The sequence below is a fragment of the Mycobacterium sp. OAS707 genome (genome assembly GCF_014873705.1).
Classification (GTDB): domain Bacteria; phylum Actinomycetota; class Actinomycetes; order Mycobacteriales; family Mycobacteriaceae; genus Mycobacterium.
Map to the genome: position 1 here is coordinate 601,208 of NZ_JADBDS010000004.1, position 21,110 is coordinate 622,317.

23 protein-coding genes are annotated in these 21,110 nt (G+C 64.8%); 16 read left to right on the plus strand and 7 right to left on the minus strand.

Going from position 1 to position 21,110, the window contains the following annotated elements:
• Positions 1–35 precede the first annotated feature (35 nt).
• Together GGC64_RS27945 and GGC64_RS27950 are read left to right on the plus strand one after the other, a co-directional pair.
• On the plus strand, positions 36–284 hold the full coding sequence (locus GGC64_RS27945) for a hypothetical protein (protein WP_370582370.1): 249 nt from the start codon (positions 36–38) through the stop codon (positions 282–284).
• An 8-nt stretch (positions 285–292) separates the two neighbouring features.
• The gene (locus GGC64_RS27950; protein WP_192725815.1) at positions 293–604 is read left to right on the plus strand and encodes a hypothetical protein; all 312 of its coding nucleotides are present in this window, start codon (positions 293–295) and stop codon (positions 602–604) included.
• Here GGC64_RS27950 and fadD2 read toward each other — a convergent pair.
• The gene (fadD2, locus tag GGC64_RS27955) at positions 601–2,361 is read right to left on the minus strand and encodes a long-chain-fatty-acid--CoA ligase FadD2 (protein ID WP_192725816.1); all 1,761 of its coding nucleotides are present in this window, start codon (positions 2,359–2,361) and stop codon (positions 601–603) included. The two genes, GGC64_RS27950 and fadD2, sit on opposite strands and share 4 nt — an antisense overlap.
• Positions 2,362–2,415: 54 nt before the next feature.
• Here fadD2 and GGC64_RS27960 point away from each other — a divergent pair, with 54 nt between their 5' ends.
• The 4 genes from GGC64_RS27960 to GGC64_RS27975 all read left to right on the plus strand — a co-directional run bounded on the left by GGC64_RS27960 (position 2,416) and on the right by GGC64_RS27975 (position 5,329).
• On the plus strand, positions 2,416–3,651 hold the full coding sequence (locus GGC64_RS27960) for a DNA polymerase domain-containing protein (protein WP_192725817.1): 1,236 nt from the start codon (positions 2,416–2,418) through the stop codon (positions 3,649–3,651).
• Between the two features lie 117 nt (positions 3,652–3,768).
• The gene (locus GGC64_RS27965; protein ID WP_192725818.1) at positions 3,769–4,182 is read left to right on the plus strand and encodes an STAS domain-containing protein; all 414 of its coding nucleotides are present in this window, start codon (positions 3,769–3,771) and stop codon (positions 4,180–4,182) included.
• Positions 4,183–4,316: 134 nt separating this feature from the next.
• Complete coding sequence (locus GGC64_RS27970; RefSeq protein ID WP_192725819.1) at positions 4,317–4,991, plus strand: GAP family protein; 675 nt, start codon at positions 4,317–4,319, stop codon at positions 4,989–4,991.
• A 29-nt stretch (positions 4,992–5,020) separates the two neighbouring features.
• Positions 5,021–5,329, plus strand: coding sequence for a hypothetical protein (locus tag GGC64_RS27975; RefSeq protein ID WP_370582371.1), 309 nt, complete (start codon positions 5,021–5,023; stop codon positions 5,327–5,329).
• A 3-nt stretch (positions 5,330–5,332) separates the two neighbouring features.
• Here the strand turns inward: GGC64_RS27975 and GGC64_RS27980 are convergent, their stop codons facing one another.
• Positions 5,333–6,544, minus strand: a complete 1,212-nt coding sequence (locus GGC64_RS27980; RefSeq protein ID WP_192725821.1) for an acyl-CoA dehydrogenase family protein — start codon at positions 6,542–6,544, stop codon at positions 5,333–5,335.
• A gap of 106 nt (positions 6,545–6,650) precedes the next feature.
• Here GGC64_RS27980 and GGC64_RS27985 point away from each other — a divergent pair, with 106 nt between their 5' ends.
• Complete coding sequence (locus GGC64_RS27985; RefSeq protein ID WP_370582381.1) at positions 6,651–7,715, plus strand: M42 family metallopeptidase; 1,065 nt, start codon at positions 6,651–6,653, stop codon at positions 7,713–7,715.
• A gap of 29 nt (positions 7,716–7,744) precedes the next feature.
• Here the strand turns inward: GGC64_RS27985 and GGC64_RS27990 are convergent, their stop codons facing one another.
• Positions 7,745–8,593: a class I SAM-dependent methyltransferase gene (locus GGC64_RS27990; protein ID WP_192725823.1), complete on the minus strand. Its 849-nt coding sequence runs from the start codon at positions 8,591–8,593 to the stop codon at positions 7,745–7,747.
• A 20-nt stretch (positions 8,594–8,613) separates the two neighbouring features.
• On the minus strand, positions 8,614–9,186 hold the full coding sequence (locus GGC64_RS27995) for a TetR/AcrR family transcriptional regulator (protein ID WP_192725972.1): 573 nt from the start codon (positions 9,184–9,186) through the stop codon (positions 8,614–8,616).
• A 169-nt stretch (positions 9,187–9,355) separates the two neighbouring features.
• On the opposite strand from GGC64_RS27995, the gene GGC64_RS28000 reads away from it, so the two are divergent.
• The 7 genes from GGC64_RS28000 to GGC64_RS28030 all read left to right on the plus strand — a co-directional run bounded on the left by GGC64_RS28000 (position 9,356) and on the right by GGC64_RS28030 (position 16,940).
• On the plus strand, positions 9,356–10,168 hold the full coding sequence (locus tag GGC64_RS28000; protein ID WP_192725824.1) for an oxidoreductase: 813 nt from the start codon (positions 9,356–9,358) through the stop codon (positions 10,166–10,168).
• Positions 10,165–10,629, plus strand: a complete 465-nt coding sequence (locus tag GGC64_RS28005; RefSeq protein WP_370582372.1) for an MmpS family transport accessory protein — start codon at positions 10,165–10,167, stop codon at positions 10,627–10,629. The genes GGC64_RS28000 and GGC64_RS28005 overlap by 4 nt, the downstream gene beginning before the upstream one ends.
• On the plus strand, positions 10,626–13,553 hold the full coding sequence (locus GGC64_RS28010; RefSeq protein ID WP_192725825.1) for an MMPL family RND transporter: 2,928 nt from the start codon (positions 10,626–10,628) through the stop codon (positions 13,551–13,553). The genes GGC64_RS28005 and GGC64_RS28010 overlap by 4 nt, the downstream gene beginning before the upstream one ends.
• A gap of 12 nt (positions 13,554–13,565) precedes the next feature.
• Positions 13,566–14,504, plus strand: a complete 939-nt coding sequence (locus tag GGC64_RS28015) for an NAD(P)/FAD-dependent oxidoreductase (RefSeq protein WP_192725826.1) — start codon at positions 13,566–13,568, stop codon at positions 14,502–14,504.
• Positions 14,505–14,710: 206 nt separating this feature from the next.
• On the plus strand, positions 14,711–15,049 hold the full coding sequence (locus GGC64_RS28020; RefSeq protein WP_192725974.1) for a DUF732 domain-containing protein: 339 nt from the start codon (positions 14,711–14,713) through the stop codon (positions 15,047–15,049).
• Between the two features lie 5 nt (positions 15,050–15,054).
• Entirely contained in the window at positions 15,055–15,495 is a 441-nt protein-coding gene (locus GGC64_RS28025; RefSeq protein ID WP_192725827.1) for a DUF5078 domain-containing protein, read from the plus strand.
• Positions 15,496–15,527: 32 nt separating this feature from the next.
• Positions 15,528–16,940 carry an NCS2 family permease gene (locus tag GGC64_RS28030; protein WP_192725828.1) on the plus strand — a complete coding sequence of 471 codons (1,413 nt, stop codon included), beginning with the start codon at positions 15,528–15,530 and terminating at the stop codon, positions 16,938–16,940.
• Here GGC64_RS28030 and GGC64_RS28035 read toward each other — a convergent pair whose 3' ends face one another.
• From GGC64_RS28035 to GGC64_RS28045, 3 genes are all read right to left on the minus strand, one after another.
• Positions 16,941–17,408 (minus strand): hypothetical protein, encoded by a 468-nt coding sequence (locus GGC64_RS28035; RefSeq protein ID WP_192725829.1) that lies wholly within the window; start codon positions 17,406–17,408, stop codon positions 16,941–16,943. It lies immediately after the preceding gene.
• 63 nt (positions 17,409–17,471) lie between these two features.
• Positions 17,472–18,128 carry an IF2 family translation initiation factor gene (locus GGC64_RS28040; RefSeq protein ID WP_192725830.1) on the minus strand — a complete coding sequence of 219 codons (657 nt, stop codon included), beginning with the start codon at positions 18,126–18,128 and terminating at the stop codon, positions 17,472–17,474.
• Positions 18,125–18,670 carry a CsbD family protein gene (locus GGC64_RS28045; RefSeq protein WP_192725831.1) on the minus strand — a complete coding sequence of 182 codons (546 nt, stop codon included), beginning with the start codon at positions 18,668–18,670 and terminating at the stop codon, positions 18,125–18,127. The genes GGC64_RS28040 and GGC64_RS28045 overlap by 4 nt, the downstream gene beginning before the upstream one ends.
• A gap of 111 nt (positions 18,671–18,781) precedes the next feature.
• Between GGC64_RS28045 and ligD the strand changes: the two genes are divergently transcribed.
• Both ligD and GGC64_RS28055 read left to right on the plus strand, forming a co-directional pair.
• Entirely contained in the window at positions 18,782–19,747 is a 966-nt protein-coding gene (ligD, locus tag GGC64_RS28050; protein ID WP_192725832.1) for a non-homologous end-joining DNA ligase, read from the plus strand.
• Positions 19,734–21,110 (plus strand): MFS transporter, encoded by a 1,377-nt coding sequence (locus tag GGC64_RS28055; RefSeq protein ID WP_192725833.1) that lies wholly within the window; start codon positions 19,734–19,736, stop codon positions 21,108–21,110. The genes ligD and GGC64_RS28055 overlap by 14 nt, the downstream gene beginning before the upstream one ends.

Here is a 21,110-nt window from a genome sequence, read left to right on the forward strand (position 1 = left end):
ATATGAGCACCTTTGTACGATCTATGGTGCGTCTCGTGGTCATCGGAGCCGCCGCTCTCGCCTTGCTGGTTTCGCCCGCCGCGATCGTCACCGTCACCGCACCGCCCGCATCCGCGCAACCCTGTTACAACGGCGTACTCCCGTGGGGTCCCTTCGTTCCGAGTTGCACCGTGCCCGGTCCGACCGCACCCAGGGTCCGCGGCGCGGCGCCCGACGCCAACGCAATCATCGCGTGCCGAAACCATCCCGGCTGCCTGTCGTGGTACGTGAACGGAGGCCCGTAGCCAAGGACATGTCGCACGACGTTGAGAAGCGCTTCGACCGGCCCGGCACATTCCACGAGGCTGCGATGTACGTCGGTGCCGTTCTCGCGGTTGCAGGCGTCATGTTCGCCGTGTGGGCGACGACCTGGCGAGAAAACGTGATCATCGCGTCGACGGTGCCCGCGGTGCTGTTCGGCGGCGGTGTCGGCGCATTCGTCAAGACCTACCGGGTCTGGAAGGACGAGGGCGCGTGGCCGGCGTGGCAGGGCGCCGGCTGGTTCCTGCTGACCTTCATGCTGGTGTGCCTGGCCGTCCCCGGCGCGGCGATCACCGCCGGTTAGGACTTTCCCGAATTCTCGGAGTTCTCGGCGTTCTCCGAGTTCTCGGACTCATCGGACTTCTCCGACTTTTCGTCGTCGCCGTCCAGAGACATCTCCCGCAACTCGCGCTTGAGCACCTTCCCGGTTGGATTGCGCGGTAGTTCATCGAGGAACACCACCTCACGCGGCACCTTGTAGCGGGCCAGGTGCTCTTTGACGTACGACTTGATGTCGTCCTCGCCGATGCTGGCGCCGTCGCTCTTGACGACGAACGCTCGCAATCGGTGTCCCCATTCCTTGTCCTCCACGCCGAGCGCGGTGGCCTCGACGACGTCGGGATGGCCGCTGATCAGATCCTCGACCTCGGCGGGGAACACATTCTCGCCACCGGACACGATCATTTCGTCGTCGCGCCCGCTGACGTAGAGCAGACCGTGCTCGTCGAAATAGCCGACGTCGCCAGACGACATCAGCCCGTCGATGATCTGCTTGTGGCCGCCGCCGGTGTACCCCTCGAACGGGAACGTGTTGCCGACAAAGATCCGGCCGACGTCACCCTGGGGCAACTCTTTGCCGTTGTCGTCGAGGATCTTGACCTTCACGCCCTTGACCACGGGCCCGACGGTCGCCGGATTGATCGACAGGTCCTTGGGTCGCGCGATTGTCGCGAACGCGATTTCCGTTGAGCCGTAAAGGTTGTAGATAACCGGGCCCAGGTCCTTGAGTGCGCGCTGAGCCAGCTCGGCGCCTAGCTGCGAGCCGGACACGAAAACGATCCGCAGCGAGGACAAATCGGGTTTCTTGTCCATCTTTTCCAGCGCATCGAGCATGCGCGAGAGCATGACCGGGACGACGACGACCGCACTGACTTTGTGCTTTTCGATGTCCTCGAGAACCGTCGGCGGCTTGAAGCGCCGCCGCAGCAGTAGCGTGTCGCCGAGCATCATCGCGATGGTGGCGTGCAGATACCCAAGCGCGTGGAACATCGGCGCCGGAAGGGACGTGATCTCACCGGACCGGAACGGCACGTGGGAGAGGATGCCGCCGATCGGCGCGAGCGACGGCGGCGTACTTCTGTTGGCGCCCTTGGGAGTTCCGGTGGTGCCACTGGTCAGGATGATGATCGAGGAGTGCTTGGTCGCCTTCGGGGCGGGCTTGCCCGAGTTGCGGGCGACGAAGTCTTCCAGCGTCTCGTCGGTGCTGGCCGACGACTCGCCTTTGTCAGGGTTGGTGCCCAGCGCGCGCAGCTTGCCCAATTCCGGCTCCGCTTTGGACACCGCGTCGAAGTACTCGTCGTCGTAGATGATCAGTTTGGCGCCCTCACGTTCGGACACCTCCTTGATCTGAGGTCCGGAGAACTCACTGTTGAGAAGGATGATGCGCGCACCGGTGCGGGCAGCCCCGTATACCGCGATCAGGAACCAGCGGTGGTTGCGGGCCAAGATGGCGATCCCGTCACCGCCCTTGATGCCCTTTTCCAGCAGCCCGTTGGCGACCTCGTGCGCGGCCTGATCCAGTTCGCCGAACGTGAGCTCGCCGAAGTCGTCGATGATCGCGGTGCGGTTGGGGGTGCGACGCGCGTTCAGCGCGGGAATCATGCCGAATTCACCCCAGCGGCGGATGTCGGCGAGCATCGCGGCGATGTTCTGCGGCGGCTCCAGCTTGAACGCGCCTGCCTCCAGCATCTTGAGGAAGTAGTGGAGTTCGGCGGACCCTCGCTCGGCGTACTGCTGGGCTTTGGCGACTGCCTGCAACGGAAGATCGGTGAGCTTAGGCATGATCACACCCTAGTGACGGGCGTCTCAGCGCGACCGGGAAATTACCATGACGATATGGCCGCTTCCATGTCGCTGGACGTGGACGGTCGGCAGGTGTCGATCACCCACCCGGACAAGCTCGTTTTCCCGGATATCGGGGTGACGAAACTCGACCTGATTCGCTACTACCTCGCTGTGGCCGAAGGCGCGCTGCACGGTGTGCGTGACCGGCCGATGATCCTCAAGCGGTTCGTCAAGGGCATCACCGAGGAAGCGGTATTCCAGAAGCGGGCCCCCGAGAAACGACCCGACTTCGTCGACGTGGCCGAGTTGAAGTACGCGTCGGGCACCTCTGCCAAGGAGGCCGTCATCCGCGACGCCGCGGGTCTGGCGTGGGCAATCAACATGGGCTGCGTCGATCTCAACCCGCATCCGGTACGCGCCGACGACCTCGCCCATCCCGACGAACTGCGCGTCGACCTCGACCCGATGCCGGGCGTGCAATGGCGCCAGATCGTCGACGTGGCCCTGATCGCACGCGAGGTGCTCGAGGAGCACGGCCTGACCGCATGGCCCAAAACGTCGGGCTCCCGCGGGTTTCACATCTACGCGCGCATCGCGCCGCGGTGGCCGTTCAAATTCGTGCGGCTTGCGGCGCAGACGGTGGCCCGAGAGGTCGAACGCCGCGCGCCCGAACTCGCGACAGCGCGGTGGTGGAAGGAGGAGCGCGAAGGGGTCTTCGTCGACTTCAACCAGAACGCCTTCGACCGCACGGTCGCTTCGGCGTACTCCGTTCGGGCCACGCCGGACGCCCGGGTGTCGACGCCGCTGTTCTGGGGCGAGGTCGCCGACTGTCAGCCGGAGCGGTTCACGATCGCCACCGTGCCCGCGCGTTTCGAGGAGCGCGGCGATCCGTGGGAGGCCATGGACGACCACGCGGGCACACTGGACGCGCTGCTCGACCTCGCCGACCGGCTCGGTCCGGCTGAGAAGGCGCCACGAGGCGCCAAGAAGGGGACCGGTCGTCGGCAATCGACGATGCCGCTGATCGAGGTTGCACGGACCAAGACCAAGGACGAAGCAATGGCCGCGCTCGACGAATGGCGCGGACGTTACCCGGCAGTAGCCGAAATGCTCCAGCCTGCAGACATTTTGGTGGACGGTATGCGCGGGCCCAGTTCGATCTGGTACCGGATCCGGATTAACCTGCAGCACGTGCCCGAGGAGCAGCGACCTCCGCAGGAACCGCTGCTGGCCGACTACAACCCCTGGGAAAACTACTCTGGGCCGCAATGGATGCGACGCGGCTGAGTGGTTTGCTGCTCGACGCAAAACCGGTTCTTAATAAAGTATTAGCCGTTACTCCCCGTTGCCTTAGATCGGCTCCGTAGCTTCGGTATTAGTTCACCGATCGAGGGGAGGCGCCAGATGTACGGCAATCCGGCATTCGACTGCGACGGCGCCCAGATCCGGGTGTGCAGTCGCCAACTGGCGACCGTTGTGACGGTCACAGGTGATCTCGACGACGCGAACCTCGAAAAGGTCAGCGCATATGCCAAGCGCTTCGTGCTACGGGAAAAGCCCGTCGTGCTCGATCTCAGCGGCGTGAATTCCGCTACACCGCACATCATTTCGCTGTTGAGCGAACTCGATGACGCTTGCATCGTCGCAGGGGTCGAATGGTCGCTGATCGCGAGCCAGCCGGTCAATCACGCGGTACGCACCTTCGACGACCGAGTCGAGCTGCCAACGGTGGCATCGGTCGCAGACGCACTCCACAATTTCGCCGACGCCATACTCGAGCGGCGTCGCCTACTTCCGCTCCTTACCAAGAGCGCTTAGAGACGGGTTCGAACTCGATGCTTCTCGACATTCGGTGGCTGGCCTACCTGGTGCACGGCCGCCACAAGCCGCGCTCGCGGCCCCTGGCACTCACTGCCCGCTGATCCACCCGTAGCTGACTAAGATCGCTGCCCATGTCGGGTAGTTGGGCGGCGATGCTCGGCCAGCTCATCCCGCTGGCGTTGGTGGTTGCCATGTCGCCCCTGACGATCGTCCCGGCGATCGTGCTGGTGCTGCAGTCCGACCGTGCCCGGTCCACCGGCCTGGCCTTCATGTTCGGCTGGCTCATCGGTCTCGCGGTGACGACGGCGGTGTTCGTCCAGTTGCCTCGCCTTCTCGATGGGCTCAACCGGCCCGCCCCCACGTGGGCGGCATGGGTGCGGCTCGCGGTCGGCGTCGCGTTCATCGTGTTCGGCGTATGGCGGTGGCTGACGCGCCACCTGGTCACCAAACAGCCGGCGTGGTTGAACAGGCTGGGCAGGCTGACGCCCGTCGGCGCGTTCGCGGTCGCGGTTGGGCTGATTCTCATCAATCCCAAAGTGCTGGTGATGAACGGCGCGGCCGGGCTGGTGATCGGCACGGCGGCAGTGGGTGCTGCGGGCGTGTGGGTCGCGGTCGTCTACTACACGGCCATCGCGGGTTCGTCGGTGCTGCTGCCGATACTCGCTTATGCCATCGCGGGCGACAGGGTCGACCATCAGCTCGAGCTGATGAAGCAGTGGATGGAACGTCAGCACGCCGTCCTGACAGCGGGCTTCCTGGTCGTCGTCGGTTTGTTGTTGGTGTACACCGGGATTCGCGCGGTTTGAGCCACCTGGCCGCCGGGTACGCGGCGAGGGTGGGGCGCACTGCGAATTGGGTTCTGGCCCTGGCCACTGTGCCGGGCGCCATCGCGGTCGTCGTCTTCCTCTACATGCAGATCATGGGCACCGCGGGCTGCAACAAGCAGCCGTGCCCGCGCCAGGGCCCAGGTGAGCTCGGTTTCACGCTCATCCAATACGGTGCGCCCGCGGTCGCGATCGTCGCCGTCGTGCTGTCCTTCTTCACGGCGCGGCGGCCGGGCGGGTTCATCGTTCCGGTCGTGGCGTGGCTGTTGTTGATCGCAGCCTTTGTGGTGCTTGCCTTTTCGTTCACCCCGACCGGCTAGCCGCTAGCGGATGGGCAGCCCGGTGATCGCCCTGCCCATGACGAGGCGCTGAATCTCGCTGGTGCCCTCGAAGATCGTGAAGATCTTGGCGTCGCGGTGCATGCGCTCGACGGGATAGTCGCGGGTGTAGCCGTTGCCGCCGAGAATCTGGATGGCCTCGTCGGTCACATAGACCGCGGTTTCACTGGCGACCAGTTTGGCCATCGAACCTTCGGCATTCGTAAAGGGCTTGTTGTTGCGCGCCATCCAGCCCGCGCGCCATACCAACAAACGCGCGGCGTCGATACGGGTCTTCATGTCGGCCAGCTTGAACGCAATCGCTTGGAAGTCACCGATTTTGCGGCCGAACTGCTCACGCTGCTGCGCGTAGTCCAGTGCGTACTCATATGCCGCCCGGGCGACACCGAGGGCCATTGCGCCGACGGCAGGCCGGGTGCGTTCAAAGGTCTTCATCGCCGCTTGGCCCGCGGCACTTTGGCCCTCGCGGATGCGGGCGATTCGTTCGTCGAACTTCTCCTTGCCGCCGACGAGGAGACGGCCGGGCAGACGCACGTCCTCGAGGATCACCTCGGCCGTGTGCGAGGCGCGGATTCCGTGCTTCTTGAACTTCTGCCCTTGTTTGAAGCCGGGCGTGTTCGGCGGAATTATGAACGTGGCCTGCCCGCGGCTGCCCAGGTCGGGATGGACCGAAGCAACGACGATGTGCACGTTGGCGATTCCGCCGTTGGTGGCCCACGTCTTCACACCGTTGAGCACCCACTCGTCGTTGGCTTCGTCGTAGACGGCGCGGGTGAGGATGGCGCCGACGTCGGATCCGGCGGCGGGTTCTGAGGAACAGAACGATGCAAGCAGCGGATCCTCTGGCGTGCCGAACATCTGCGGCAGCCATTCACCCATTTGTTCAGGCGTGCCGTTGGCAGCAAGAGACGCCGCGGCCAGTCCGGTGCCGAGGATCGACAATGCAATGCCGGCGTCACCCCAGAACAACTCCTCGAACACCGTCAACGTGCCGAGGCCTGTCGGTTCGGCGGCCTGAGTGGCGAACAACTCCATCGAGTAGAGGCCGACCTTGGCCGCCTCCTGGATGATCGGCCAAGGGGTTTCCTCACGCTCGTCCCACTCGGCCGCCGCCGGGCGCACGACCTCGGCCGCGAATTCGTGAACCCAGTCCCTGACCTGGATCACGTCGTCCGACAGTTCAAGAGAAAACGACACGGTTCACCCCGCCTTTCTATGATTCGGTGAACAAATGTACACCGATACTTACCGCTCGGTAAGGTGAACCCGCTGTGGGTTGCCTCACTGCGACTCCGGGTAAGTCATCGGGGTGGCTGACGAAGGGTTCTCCCGCGAGTTACTCCAAGAGCTCCTGTCCACCTTCGGGCCGTGCGGCCAGGAAGACGCCGTCCGCGACGTGTGCCGTCGCGAACTCGCGCCGCGGGTCGACGAGAACTGGGTCGACGAAGCAGGCAATCTGGTCGGCCTGGTCCGCGGCAGCGGCGGTGGACCGTCGACGCGAGTGCTGGCCCATATGGACGAGTTGTCGATGCTCGTCAAGCGCGTGGAATCCGACGGCACGCTGCACCTCACACAACTGGGGACGATGTATCCGGGCAACTTCGGCCTCGGCCCGGTCGCTGTGCTCGGCGACAACGAAACACTGTGCGGCGTCTTGACGCTCGGCTCGGAACACACGACCTCGGAAAGTCCGAGGATCTGGGAGACGAAGCCGGACCAGGGCGACAAAGCATTGGACTGGACACACGTCTACGTCTTCACGGGCCGCACACCCGACGAATTGTCCAGCGCGGGAATCCGGCCGGGAACCCGAGTCTGTGTGGACGGCAGCAAGCGCACACTCGTCGAATTCGGCGACTACCTCGGCTGCTACTTCATGGATGACCGTGCGCCCGTGGTCGCTCTGCTCGAGGCGGCCCGTCGATTGCAGGAAAGCGCGCGCAGGCCCGCCGGTGACGTCTACTTGGTGTTCACCACCAACGAGGAGATCGGCGGCATCGGCGGTTCGTATGCCAGTCGTACCCTGCCAGGTGACGTCACGCTGGCACTGGAGGTCGGCCCAGCGGAAGCGGAGTATGGCACCACCGTCGGCGGCGGACCGATTGTCGGCTACAGCGACGCACAGTGCGTGTACGACAAGAACATCGTAGACCAATTGATGAGTGTCGCAATGGAATTGGGCTTATCGCCGCAGCCGGCGGTGCTCGGCGCGTTCGAGTCCGACGCGTCGCACGCAAAAGCCAGCGGGCTTTCGCCGCGGGCAGGCCTGCTGTGCCTGCCGACGCTGAGCACGCATGGCTACGAAGTCATCCGCCGCGACGCGATTCCCGAAATGAGTGCGGTTCTCGTCGAGTTCCTGCTGCGCTAGCGAACCGGGCAGACGCCGCGGGCCGGCGGTTATCGCGACGCTTGGGCGCTGACCATCCAGCACGCGGCGGTGTACCGAACCTCGGTTCCGTGCACAAAGGGATCGAAGGCGGGACGGACGGCCTCAATGACTTTGGCGCGGGTCTGCTCGTCCTCGCCTTGAAGTGCCAGACCGACAGGACCCAGCCGCGTGATGAAGCCGATCAACTCCGGCTCGGGCAGGGTGCACTCGACGTCGATGGGCTGGATGTCGACGTCGGCCCAGCCACCCTCGTCGAGGATCGCAGCGACCCGTTGCGGATCGGCGAACGAGAACTGTCCCGGGCCGTCTGCCGGGCGGTCCGGAAGGCTCGGCAGCAGCGGGGCCGCGGCACGCTCGGCGGTCGTCATGAACGGATTCTCCGCGGCGCTGCGCCAGGCGATGACGTGAAGCCTGCCGTCGTCGGTTGCGGCGCGCCGCAGGTTCGCGAAGGCCTGGACCGGGTCGTTGAAAAACATAACGCCGAATCGCGAGATGATCGTGTCGACGCTTGCGCGCTCAAACGGATGGGTCTGCACGTCAGCGAGGATGAAACTTGCTGGTATGCCGTCCCTTTCGGCCCTGGCCCGGGCGGCGGCGATCATCGGCTCCGACACGTCGGCGCCGACGCACTGGCCCTCGGCGCCGAGCCTGCGCGCGACCGCGAGTGTGGTGCCGCCCGTGCCACAGCCGACGTCAAGCACCCGCCGTCCCGATCCGGCAGCCACGCCGTCGACGAGCAGGTCTTCCAAACCCTTCATCATCTGGTCCAGCAGGTCCTGCGCATCGACCCAGGCGCATCCAGCTGTTGTGTTCCAGTGGTTGCTCTGCTCGTCGTTGGTCGGTTGTGTGACATCCATGGGCGAGCCTTCCTGTTGCGCTAGGGAGCCGGGCTGACGCCGCGCTCGAAGGTCCGGATGATCAGTGGTGCGACGGTGTGCCGCGGCAGTGCACCGGCTATGGCTTGCTCACAGCCGCGCAGGATCAATGCGTAGAGCGCGTGCCAGATCCAGGTCGGGGCGAGATCAGGGGCAAACACGCCTTCGTGTTGTCCCCGTGTGATCAGGTTGATCACCACCTCATCGTTCGGGGACTGGGCCGATGGGATATCGCGCAGCACCGCCGGGTCGCCGAAGATGAAGACCAGCCGTTCAGCGATTGAGACGCCGGCGGTGATGAAGCGCCGCATCGCGTCGAGGGCGGGTCCGTCCTCGGTGGCGGCCTCATCCACCGCTTCCATGAGCACGCGGATCGAGTCCAGGGTCGCCTCGTGGATCAGCGTCTCGCGGTCGGCGAAGTAGCGGTGCAGCGTGGTGCGGCCGACCCCGGCCGCGGCGGCGATCTCCGGCATGGTGGCCGTCCGGTTTGCGGCCAATGCAGAGGCCGTCGCAGCGAGGATCGCGGCTCTGGTGCGCGCTTGCACACCCGAGAGTTGTTTTGTCGAGCCCACGATGTGATCCTAGTCGCCCGGGAATAGAACTTTGACGTTCCGATATTGAATGTCTATGTTCATTAACGCGGGTGCCAACCGGGTCGGTACAAGCGGCGTCGTGCGGCTACGGCGGTCTCGGCCTGCTCCCCAGGGGACGCGCACCCCGCCACAGAGTTAGGAAACGATTCACATGGCCACAGCACGACCCGTCGCACTCGTCACCGGCGCCAACTCGGGCCTCGGCAAGTTTGCCGCACGCGCTCTGATCGACGCGGGATTCACCGTCGTGGGCACAAGCCGCAATACGGCAGGGCTGGATTCCAGTCAGGGAGTGACGTTCGTGGATCTCGACGTCACCCGTGACGAGTCCGTCGCTGCAGCGGTTGAGGCGGTGATCGCGCGGTTCGGGCGGATCGACGTGCTGGTCAACAACGCCGGTATGGGACTGGCCGGAGCCAGCGAGGAGAACTCGATCTCCCAGACGCAGAAACTCTTCGACCTCAACGTGTTCGGCGTCATCCGGATGACGAATGCCGTTCTGCCGCACATGCGCAGACAGGGCAGCGGACGCATCATCAACATCTCGTCGATCTTCGGATTGATGCCCGCGCCGTACATGGCTGCCTACAGCGCGACCAAGTACGCCGTCGAGGGCTACTCCGAGTCCGTCGACCACGAGGTGCGAGAGCACAACATCCGGGTGCTTCTGGTCGAGCCCGGTGGCACCAGAACCGGATTCGACGACAACACCGCAAAACCGGACAACGCGCTGGCCGCATACGAACGGCAGCGGGAGCGCTCCAACCAGGCAGTGGCCGAACAGGTCAACAACGGCGACGATCCCGTCGTCGTGGCCAAGGTCATCGTGGCCGCAGCGACGGACTCAAACCCGAAAGTGCGCTATCCCGCAGGCTCAGCCCGCCAACTCAGCGCGATGCGTCGCTTTGCTCCCCGCCGAATCTTCGACAAACAATTGCGCAAGTCCCTAGGCGTCGAGCGGTGACGGGCCGCGTGGTGGAGTCGACATCACCGATACGAAGGGCGGCCGCCCGCCATTGGGCGGTGCTCGTGGCGGTGCTCGTGGTGGCCTTGGTCGTCAGCGGCGTCTACCGTTTGCACGGCATCTTCGGATCGCATGACCAAACCTCAAGGCCCTCAGCTGATTCGCCCGAGAACACCGGATTCGACCCCAAACGGGTCTACCTGCAGGTCCTCGGGGATCCGGGGGAGCGGGCAACCATCAACTTCCTTGACGAGCACGCGCAACCTCAGCGCGTCGACGACGCGCCCCTGCCGTGGTCGCACGAGTTGGTCACCGAGGATACGACGCTGTTCGCCGACCTACGCGCCCAAGGTGATTCGAGCAATATCACCTGCCGCATAACCGTCGATGGCATCGTCAAGGATGAAAGGTCTTCCAACGACGTGAACGGATACATCGCCTGTCTGGACAAGACGGCGTGAGTCAGTACGGGGCAGAGGGATCCGACCGTTCTCGGGCAGCGCGTGTCATCCGCACACTCGCCCTGCCGATCATTCTGATCTGGATCGCGGTCGCCGGCGTGACGAACATACTGGTGCCCCAACTCGAGATAGTCGGTACCGAGCATTCGGTGGCTTTGAACCCGCCTGATTCGCCGTCGGTCACGGCCATGAAGCACATCGGGGAGAAGTTCGGCGAGTTCAACTCCGACAGTGCAGCCGTCATCGTGCTCGAAGGCGATCAGCCGCTGGGCCCGGACGCGCATACCTACTACGACGGCCTCGTCGCGAAGCTGCGAGCAGATACCGAACACGTCCAGCACGTTCAGGACTTCTGGGGCGACTCGGTCACCGCGGGCGGCGCCCAGAGCAAGGACGGCAAGGCAGCGCTCGTTCAGGTCTACCTCCAAGGCAACCAGGGCGAGGCGCGATCCAATCGTTCCGTCGACAGCATCCGCCAGATCGTGGCCGACACGCCGCCCCCGCCGGGGGTCAAGGCATACGTCACCGGCGCCGCCCCGTTGCTCACCGACAACTTCGAGATCGGCAACGAAGGCACCCACGTCATCACTGCCGTCACGTTTCTCGTCATCGCGGTGATGCTGCTCATCGTCTACCGCTCCTTGGTCACCATGTTGATCGTTCTCCTCGTGGTCGCGGTCGAACTCGCCGCAACGCGGGGTGTGGTCGCGGTGCTGGGCAACGCCGGCCTGTTCGACCTGTCCACCTACGCGGTGAACCTTCTGACAGGCATGGCCATCGCCGCGGGCACCGACTACGCCATCTTCCTCGTCGGGCGCTACCAAGAAGCCCGGGGCAAGGGCCTGGATCGCGAGGCCGCTTACCACGACATGTTCGGTGGCACCGTCCACGTCATCGCCGGCTCTGGACTCACCATCATCGGAGCAGTGGCGTGCCTGCACTTCACCCGGCTCCCGTATTTCAGCAGCATCGGCATCCCCGCTTCGCTGGGCCTTATCGTGACGTTGACCGCGGCTCTGACCCTCGGCCCGGCGATGGTGACGACCGCTGGGCGGTTCGGGTTCCTCGACCCCAAACGGGTGCGTCGCACCACGGGCTGGCGCCGCGTCGGCACCACGATCGTGCGGTGGCCGGGACCCGTGCTCGTCACCTCGTTGGCGGTGGCCGCGGTGGGCCTACTCGCGCTGCCGGGAGCCCGGATCAGCTTCGACGGACGGCCCTACCAGCCCGATGACGCCCCGGCCAACATCGGATATACCGCCGCGGAACGCCACTTCTCGGAGGCGCGGCTCAACCCCGAGTTGCTGATGATCGAATCCGATCACGACATGCGCAATCCCTCGGACATGCTGACTCTGGAACGCGTCGCCAAGGCGGTGTTGCACACCCCCGGCGTCGCACTGGTGCAGTCGATCACGCGACCCCTCGGCACGCCGATCAAGCACAGTTCCATTCCCTTTCAGATCAGCGCCCAAAGTGCGGGCCAGGTCATGAACCTGAGCTACCAGGACGACAGAGCCCGCGACCTGCTGACCCAGATTGACCAGACCAGCAAGGCGATCGACATCCTGCAACGGCAGCTCGCCTTGCAGCAGCAAGCCACCGAGGCCACCGACCAGCAGGTGCGGGCATTCCACGACACCGTCGACACCATCAACGAGGTCCGAGACAACCTCGCCAACTTCGACGACTTCTTCCGGCCGCTACGCAACTACTTCTACTGGGAGCCACACTGCTACGAAATCCCGACGTGTGCGGCGCTGCGATCGGTGTTCGACTCACTCGACGGCATCGACAAACTCAGTGACCAATTCGCCAAGATCACCGCAAGCCTGGACAAACTCAACGCGCTGCAACCGCAGGTGCAGTCGCTGATCCCACCTCAGCTCGACATCCAGCAGACCAATCGCGTGCTGTTGCAGTCGAATTACGCCACCATCAGCGGCACCGTGGCACAGGCCCGAGACGCGCTGGCAAACGCTACCGCGCTCGGCAAGGCCTTCGACGATGCCAAGAACGATGATTCGTTCTACCTCCCACCGGAGGCGTTCGACAACGCCGAGTTCAAGCGCGCCCTCACGCTGTTCATGTCGCCCGACGGCAAGGCCGCCCGGATGACGATCACGCACGAGGGCAAACCCGCCACCCCCGAGGGCATCTCCCACATCGACGCCATCCGGAACTCTGCCTTCGATGCGATCAAGGCGACCCCCCTGGCCGACGCCAGGATCTACATCGCCGGGACGGCGTCGACGTACAAGGACATCCAGGAGGCATCGCTGTACGACCTGATGATCGTCACGTTGGCGGCGATCGCGTTGATCCTGCTGGTGATGATCTTCATCACCCGCAGCTTCGTCGCCGCCATTGTGATCGTGGGCACTGTCGTCCTTTCACTGGGAGCTGCGCTCGGGCTATCGATCCTGGTGTGGCAGTACATCTTCGGAATCGAGGTGTTCTGGATCGTGCCCGCCCTGGCCATCATCGTCCTGCTGGCGGTCGGGGCAGACTACAACCTGCTGCTGATCTCCCGGTTCAAGGAGGAAGTAGGTGCCGGATTGAATACCGGCATCATCCGTGCGATGGGCGGCACCGGCCGAGTGGTCACCGCCGCGGGCCTGGTGTTCGCCTTCACCCTCGGCTCGTTCATCGTCAGCGACCTGGTCATGCTCCGGCAGATCGGCACCACGATCTGCTTCGGCCTCATCTTCGACACGTTGATCGTGAGATCGCTGATGACACCGTCGATCGCGGCGCTATTGGGCCGCTGGTTCTGGTGGCCGCTGAACGTGCGCACCAGGCCGGTCAGTCAGATGCTGCAACCGTTCGGTTCGCGGATCTCCGTCCGAAAACTGTTGGGACCAGATGTCAGACCCGCGACGGGCGGATCGCCAGTCGAAGACGTTGCGGCACAGAACAATTAGGAGGATTAATTCATGAACTCTACATGGGACTGCGTCGTCGTCGGTGGCGGAGCCGCGGGCTTGAGCGCGGGTCTGGTACTGGGCCGGGCGCGGCGGCGAACGCTGCTGGTCGACGCGGGTCAGCAGAACAACTTGGCCGCCCACGGTATCGGCGGGTTGTTGGGTCACGACGGCCGACCGCCGGGCGAGCTGTACGAGGCCGGGCGGCGGGAGATTGCCGCCTACCCGTCCGTCGAAGTGCGGACCGGTGAGGTGGTGGCGGGTGAGCGTGCCGGCGATGTGTTCGAACTGGAACTGTCCGACGGTCGGCGTGAACGCGCGCGTCGGTTGCTGCTGGCCGCGGGCATGGAGTACCGGCCGCCTGCGCTGCCCGGGCTCACGGAGTTGTGGGGGCGGTCGGTGTTCCACTGCCCCTTCTGCCACGGCTGGGAGGTTCGCGATCAACCGTTGGCGGTATTGGCGAACGGCAAGCGGGCAGTGCAATCCACGTTCTTGCTCAGGGGATGGAGCGACGACGTTGTGCTCCTGACTGGAGGGCCTGCGGAGCTCGATGATGACGCCCGATCCCGGTTGGCCGCGGCACGAGTCGCGGTCGACGAGAGACCCATTGCCGAACTCGCCTCAAGCAACGGCGAATTGGAAGCCGTCGTGTTCACCGACGGAACTCGGCTGGCACGCAGCGGTCTGCTCGTCGCGACGACACTGCATCAGCGGTCGCAGTTGGTTGAACAGCTCGGCGTCGGATTCGGTGAGCCGACGCCGGCGGCGGCGAATCCAATCGCAATCGATGCGCTCTGTCGGACAACAGTTTCCGGAGTCTTCGCGGCCGGCGACAACGCCAGTGCGCAGATGCCGCAGGTAGCCTCGGCGATCGCGACGGGTTCGCTCGCGGCCACGTCGATTGTGCAGAGTTTATTGGCCGAGGACGCCGGCCTACCGATACCGGAATGAACGGGACCACAGTCAACGGTGAGCTGAATCATGAACTGGAATCCGCTGCGATGCCATCCCGGAAATGAGTGCGGTCCTCGTCGAGTTCCTGCTGCGCTAGACGTTGACGTTCACAAATCGAGCGGTTAAGTTCGTTTCGCGTGGATCTCAACCTAGTTGATAATAGGCACAGTACCGACGGGAGTGACCGTATGAGGGCAATCCTGATGGTGCTCGGCGGACTCCTGCTCGGAATCATGGTGGTGATCGCCGGACTTGCCGTGGCCTGGCCCGCGCATGCTGATCCCGACACCGACTTCGCCAACGAACTCCACACGTACGGCATCTACGGGCAGAAGGACTACAACGCGTGGATCGGCAAGATCACCTGCAAGCGGCTCTATAACGGGCTCGACCAGGATGCCGACAAGTCAGCGAAATTCGTCTTCCTCCAACTGCCCAAGGGCAGCACCACCGATCAGGCGTGGCAATTCCTGGGCGCCGCGATCAACACCTATTGCCCCGAGCAGGCGCCGGTCCTGCAGCGGGCGGCCGGACAGGGGTGAACACCATGTACTTACGCGCAGGGTTCGCGGCACTCGCGATGTGGGGAACCGTCGTCGCCACAGCGGGTTTCGCGGCGGCCGATGCCAGTGACGACTACCCGATCCCGAATCGGATCCTGAAGACCACCTGCACCGTCGATCAGTACATGGCCGCCGTGCGCGACGTCGAACCGGTCTACTACGAGCGCTACATGACCGACTACAAAAACCGGCCCGTCGACGTCCAAGACGCCGCCCGCGACCGCATCTACTGGTTCTTCTCCCTGGACTACGCCGGCCGCCGGCAGTACTCGGAGGACACCGCGACCAACGTCTACTACGAGCAGATGGCCACCCACTGGGGCAACTGGGCCAAGCTGTTCTTCAACAACAAGGGCGTCGCCGCACACGGCACCGACATCTGCATGAACTACCCGCCAACCGACCCATCAGTCTGGAACTGGTAACGATCCGGCGGCGCCCGCTTAGGGTCTGAGGCGTGGGTCGCCTCGATCGATTCTTCGAAATCTCCGCACGCAAGTCGACGGTCGCCGCAGAGGTGCGCGGCGGGGTGGTCACGTTCATTGCGATGGCATACATCATCGTGCTGAACCCGATCATCCTGTCGAGCACGCCCGACGTCACCGGCCACAAGCTGGAGTTCGCACAGGTCTCGGCGATGACGTCGCTCGCAGCGGGCGTGATGACGATCCTGTTCGGCGTTATCGCGCGACTGCCGTTCGCATTCGCCGCGGGACTGGGCATCAACTCGTTCCTGGCGACGACGGTGGTCGGCTCGCTGAGTTGGCCCGAGGCGATGGGCCTGGTGGTCATCGACGGCGTGATCATCGTGCTGCTTGCGGTGACCGGGCTGCGCAGAATGGTGTTCGACGCGGTGCCGATGCAGCTGAAGCTCGCGATCACCGCGGGCATCGGACTGTTCATCCTCTTCATCGGGCTGGTTGACGCCGGCTTCATCGGCTCGACCGGGAAGCCGTCACCGCCAGTCGGTCTGGGGCACGGCGGCATCGGTTCCATCACCACCGTTCCTGCCGTCGTGTTCGTGTTCACACTGCTGGTGACGGGTGTCCTCGTCGCGCGACGGGTACGTGGTGGCATCCTGATCGGGCTGGCGATCGGCACCGTCGTGGCGGTCGCCATCGAGGCGATATGGCATCTGGGATCGTCGACCGAACATCCCGGCGGTTGGACGCTTTCGGTGCCGACGCTGACGGGATCGCCGTTCGCGCTGCCCGACTTGTCCCTCGCAGGCGACGTCAGCCTCGGCAGCTTCGGGCGCATCGGCCTGCTCGCGGCCGTCATGCTGGTTTTCACGCTGGTGTTTGCGAACTTCTTCGATGCCATGGGGACGTTCACCGGACTGGCCCGCGAGGCCGGACTCGCCGACGCGCAGGGCACCTTCCCGCGGCTGCGAGCGGCGCTGATTGTCGAGGGTGCGGGCGCAGTCGTCGGCGGGGCGACCTCGTCGTCCTCGAACACCGTCTTCATCGAATCGGGCGCCGGTATCGAGGAAGGTGCGCGCACGGGGTTGGCGAATCTGGTGACGGGCGCGCTGTTTCTGGCTGCCATGTTCGTCTCGCCGCTGGCGTCGATCGTGCCGACGGAAGTGGCTGCGGCCGCCCTCGTCATCGTCGGCGTGATGATGATGTCGCAGTTGCGCTACATCGACATCACCGAGTTCTCAGTGGGATTGCCGGTGGTCCTCACGGTCGCGGTGATGCCGTTTTCGTACTCGATCGCCAACGGCATCGGTGTCGGCTTCATCGCGTGGGTCGTGCTGCGTTCGGCGGCCGGCAAGGTGCGTGAGATCAGCCCACTGCTGTGGATCGTGGCCGCGGGCTTCGTTCTCTACTTCGCGCGCAACTGGCTCGAGTCGCTCGTCGGCTTGTGATCAGCGGCCGCCGACTTCGGCGGGCAGTGGCGGCGGCAACGGCGTCGTCGAAGTCGTAGGTGGCGCGGCGGGCGGCGCAGGCGCTTCCGGGCGGTGCGCGTCCACCATCGGCTCCTCGCGAATCACCTTGCCGCCCATGCCAATAACGAGAGACTTCGCGGAGACGGTGTAGGTGATGCCGTTGTTGTTCGCTGTGAACCCATCGCCCGACTGCGATGCCGAGAGGATCAACTTGGCACCGTCTCGCACCCGCACGCCGCGATACTCGAACTGACCGTCAGGCGATTTGCAGATCGCAACGCGCGAGGTCTCGGTGCTCCCGAAGAGAACGACCGTCGCCGGAGAAGCACACCGCGCGGCGGAGTCGACATAACCCCCGGGGTCGGTGCCGGGCGCGGCAGTCGCCGGAGGTGGCCCGCACAGCAGCGCACACGCCGCCGCAGCGACGATCAGCCGGGCTTTGCGCATCTTCTCACGGGAACACGGCGATCGTATTAACGCGAGCGTCGACGCCGAATCACAATCGAATTGTTAGCTTCGGCGCTCCTTCTCGCGGTCGGCCAGTTCCTCCAACCGGTCGGCCTGCGCAACGTTTTTTGCCGCGGTCTGGCGCTTGTCGTGAGCGTCCTTCAGTTTCGCATCGGCGGCTGCGGCGGCGTTTTGCTCAGCCGCTCGGGCGATCGCCACTTCCTCGCGTTTGGCCGCTTCGACAGCCCCTTCGCGCTGAGCGGCCGCTTCGTCGGCGCGCTTCGCTCCGGTGGTGATCCGGGTTTCAGCGTTCTTCACCGCATTGCGCTTGCGGTTCTGCGCATCAATGCGCGCGTTTTTGACGGCCGACTCTTTCTCTTCGCGGGCGTCTTCTCGTTCTTGAGCCGCCTTTTCGCGAGTAGCCCTTACATTCGAACCCGCTGCCCTGATGTTCTCGGATGCCGCCGCATCGAGTTGGGCCGCGCGGCGCAGCGCATCGCTGCGCTCGATCAACTCGGTGCCTCGCCGCTCGAATTCCGGGGCACGCAGTACGTTTCCGACGGTCACATCGAGCATCCCGAGCGAACGCTCAAAGAACAGTCGCGCCGGTGCGTCCGACTCCATCCGGCCGAACACCCCGTCGTCCACCAACTGAAGCGGCAACCGAGCCAGTCGGTACTGAAACTTCAAAACCGCCAACGGAAAATCCGTGATGCTCATCGGTCACTCCTCATGTCGGCCTGCTGCCTCAGTCGGTCTGCTTGAGCTCGGGCTTTCGCGGATTCCCGCACCGCGGCCTGGTGGTCATCAAGCGCGTCGGCCACCTCTTCATCCGCAGCGCGGACGGCTTCTCGCTCCTCTGCCTTGGCGTTCTCGACTTGGCGCGCGGCATCTCGTTCGGCATCGGCCTGTTGCTTGGCAAGGTCTACGTGTGCCGCCTGCTGCGTCGCCCGCTTCTGCGATGCCTGCTCCGTGCGAATCTCAGCTTTCTCCGCTGCCGCCTCCGCATTGATCGCGCCCTGCTCAGCGGCACTCTCGAGCTTGGCCTCAGCGGCCTCCTCCCCCGCCTTACTGGCCTCGGCGTCCGCGATCGCCTCCGCCTTGCTGGCCTCCCTGCGCTTCTGCGCCTCGGTCTGCTCGAGTTGTCCCTCGGCGGTCAAGGAATCGTTGCCGGTCACCGCACCGATGACTTCCTTCGCTTTACCTTTCACGGAGTCGATCAACCCTTGACGTGTCTGATCGGCTTTTCCGGAATCAGTCATCCCAGTCCCCTCGTTGTGTCGCTTGCCTCCCCTCATTCCACCGATCCGGCGCGTCGAAACATGATGCGGTCGACGCGACGTGCGCCTTCCCGGCCCGGATAGTGTCGGGATATGAGCGGCGGAGAACAGCGCGCCGGGGTCGACCTGACGAACCTCGATCAGCCGCTGAGTCCGGATGCGGGGGCGACGAAGCGGGACCTGGTCGACTACCTGGATGCCGTGGCCGATCGGATGCTGCCTGGGTTGGCCGACCGGCCGCTCACGGTGATGCGGGTGCTTCGTGGGCAGTCGCCGTTCATGCAGAAGAACGCGCCGAAGTACACACCCGACTGGGTGAAGACCGTGCCGATCTGGGCCGAGGCCTCCAAACGAGAAGTGCGCTATCCGGTCTGCAACGACCGGCGCACGCTGCTGTGGCTTGCCAACCAGCGTGCCGTCGAATACCACCCGTCGTTGGGCTTGGCCGACGACATCTACCGGCCCACCCACTTGGTGCTTGATCTGGATCCGCCCGTTGGCAACGACTTTCGCACGGTGGTGGCCGTCGCTCACCTGGTTCGCCAGGCACTCGCAGAAAGCGGCCTGGCCGGCGCGGTGAAGACCAGTGGCGCGAAAGGCCTGCACATCTTCGTGCCGATCGACGACCACGCACCGGTCGACGACGTGGCCGCGGCCACCCGCGCGCTGGCTGCCCGCGCCGAAGCGCTCGAGCCTTCCTTGGCCACAACGGCTTTCATCGTCGAGGACCGTGCGGGGAAGGTGTTCGTGGATTCGACTCGGTCCGGCGGAGCGACAATCGTCGCCGCCTATAGCCCTCGCCTACGTGCGGGCACCCCCGTGTCTTTTCCGTTGAGCTGGGCAGACCTTGACCACGTCAACCCTGGAGATTTCACGGTCCATACCGCGGTTGACGCGCTGGCGGGCCGCGATCCATGGGCCGACACGATGCCCGCACCCCAGCGCCTACCCAGCGACCTCATCGAGCAGGGACGGACGATTCCGGTCGCCCGGGTGGCGGCCATGCACGAGGGAAAGCGCCGCGCCCGCGCCGCGAGGAGGCTTGATGGCAGTCAATGAACCGGCCACGGTGTCGTCCGTTCTGGACGGGCTTCCGGTCACCCGGTGGCATTGGCGCCTGGTGGTGATCGTCGGTCTCGGGTCGTTCTTCGATCTGTACGAGGTGTTCCTCGGCGGCGTGCTCGCGCCGGTGTTGGCCACCGAATTCAAGCTGGGCACCACCGGCAAGGCGCTGGTGATCGCAGCGGGGTTCGCCGGCATGTTCGTGGGCGCCAACGTGCTTTCCATAGTGGCGGACCGGCTCGGTCGCCGCCGGGTGTTCATCCTCAATCTGCTTGTCTACTCGCTGTTTTCATTGGCGGCGGCGTTCTCGCCCAACGTGGAGACATTCCTGGTGCTGCGCTTCATCGCCGGTATCGGGCTGGGCGCCGAGCTTGTGCTCGTCGATACCTATCTGGCCGAGTTCGTCCCTGCCCGGGTCCGTGGCCGGATGACGGCGTGGGCGTACACGATCGGATTTCTCGGGGTGCCGCTGGCGGCGTTGCTTGGTGGAAAGCTCGTCGCGCATCATCAACTGCTCGGCATCGACGGTTGGCGATGGCTGCTGGTGTTCGGCGGGCTCGGTGCGGTGTTCGTGTTGGCGATCCGCACGATGCTGCCGGAGTCGCCGCGTTGGCTGGAAAGCCGCGGACGGGATGCGGAGGCACGCGAGGTCGTCGCGTCCGTGGTGGCCAAGGTCGCACCGGGCACACCCGTGCCAGCACAGCTGCTCGCCGGCGCCTCCCGTGCCGAGGACGACGCCCCCAACGTCGCGGAGGTGCTGCGGATCGCATTTCGTGATTACCGCAAGCGCACCGTGATGCTGGTGATCTTCCAAATCCTGCAGACAGTCGCGTATTACGGATTCGGCACATTGGCGCCGCTGGTACTCGTCAGCAAGGGTTTCGAGGTGACGCAGTCCCTCGGGTACGCGGCACTCACCTTCGCCGGCTACCCACTCGGCTCGCTGCTTTCGATACCTCTGGTGGAACGATTCGAGCGCAAACACCTGATCATCGTCTCGGCACTCGGAATCGCCTTGTGCGGCATAGTGTTCGCCGCAGCGGAGCAGGTCGTGGTGATCGTGGTCGCGGGATTCCTGCTGACAGCCGTTTCGAACGTGTTCTCCAATGCGTTCCACATCTATCAAGCGGAGATCTTCCCGACCGCGATCCGCAGCACGGCCAGCGGCATCTGCTACTCGCTGTCCAGAGCGACTTCGACCGTGCTGCCGTTTGTGGCCGTGCCCGCGCTCGCCGCGCTTGGGCCGGTGGCGGTGTTCTCCGGTTCGGCGGCGCTCGTCATCTTGCTGTGCCTCAACGTGGGTCTACTCGGCCCCCGCAGCACGGGCCTGCAGCTCGAGCAGGTCGAAAAGATCGGCTGA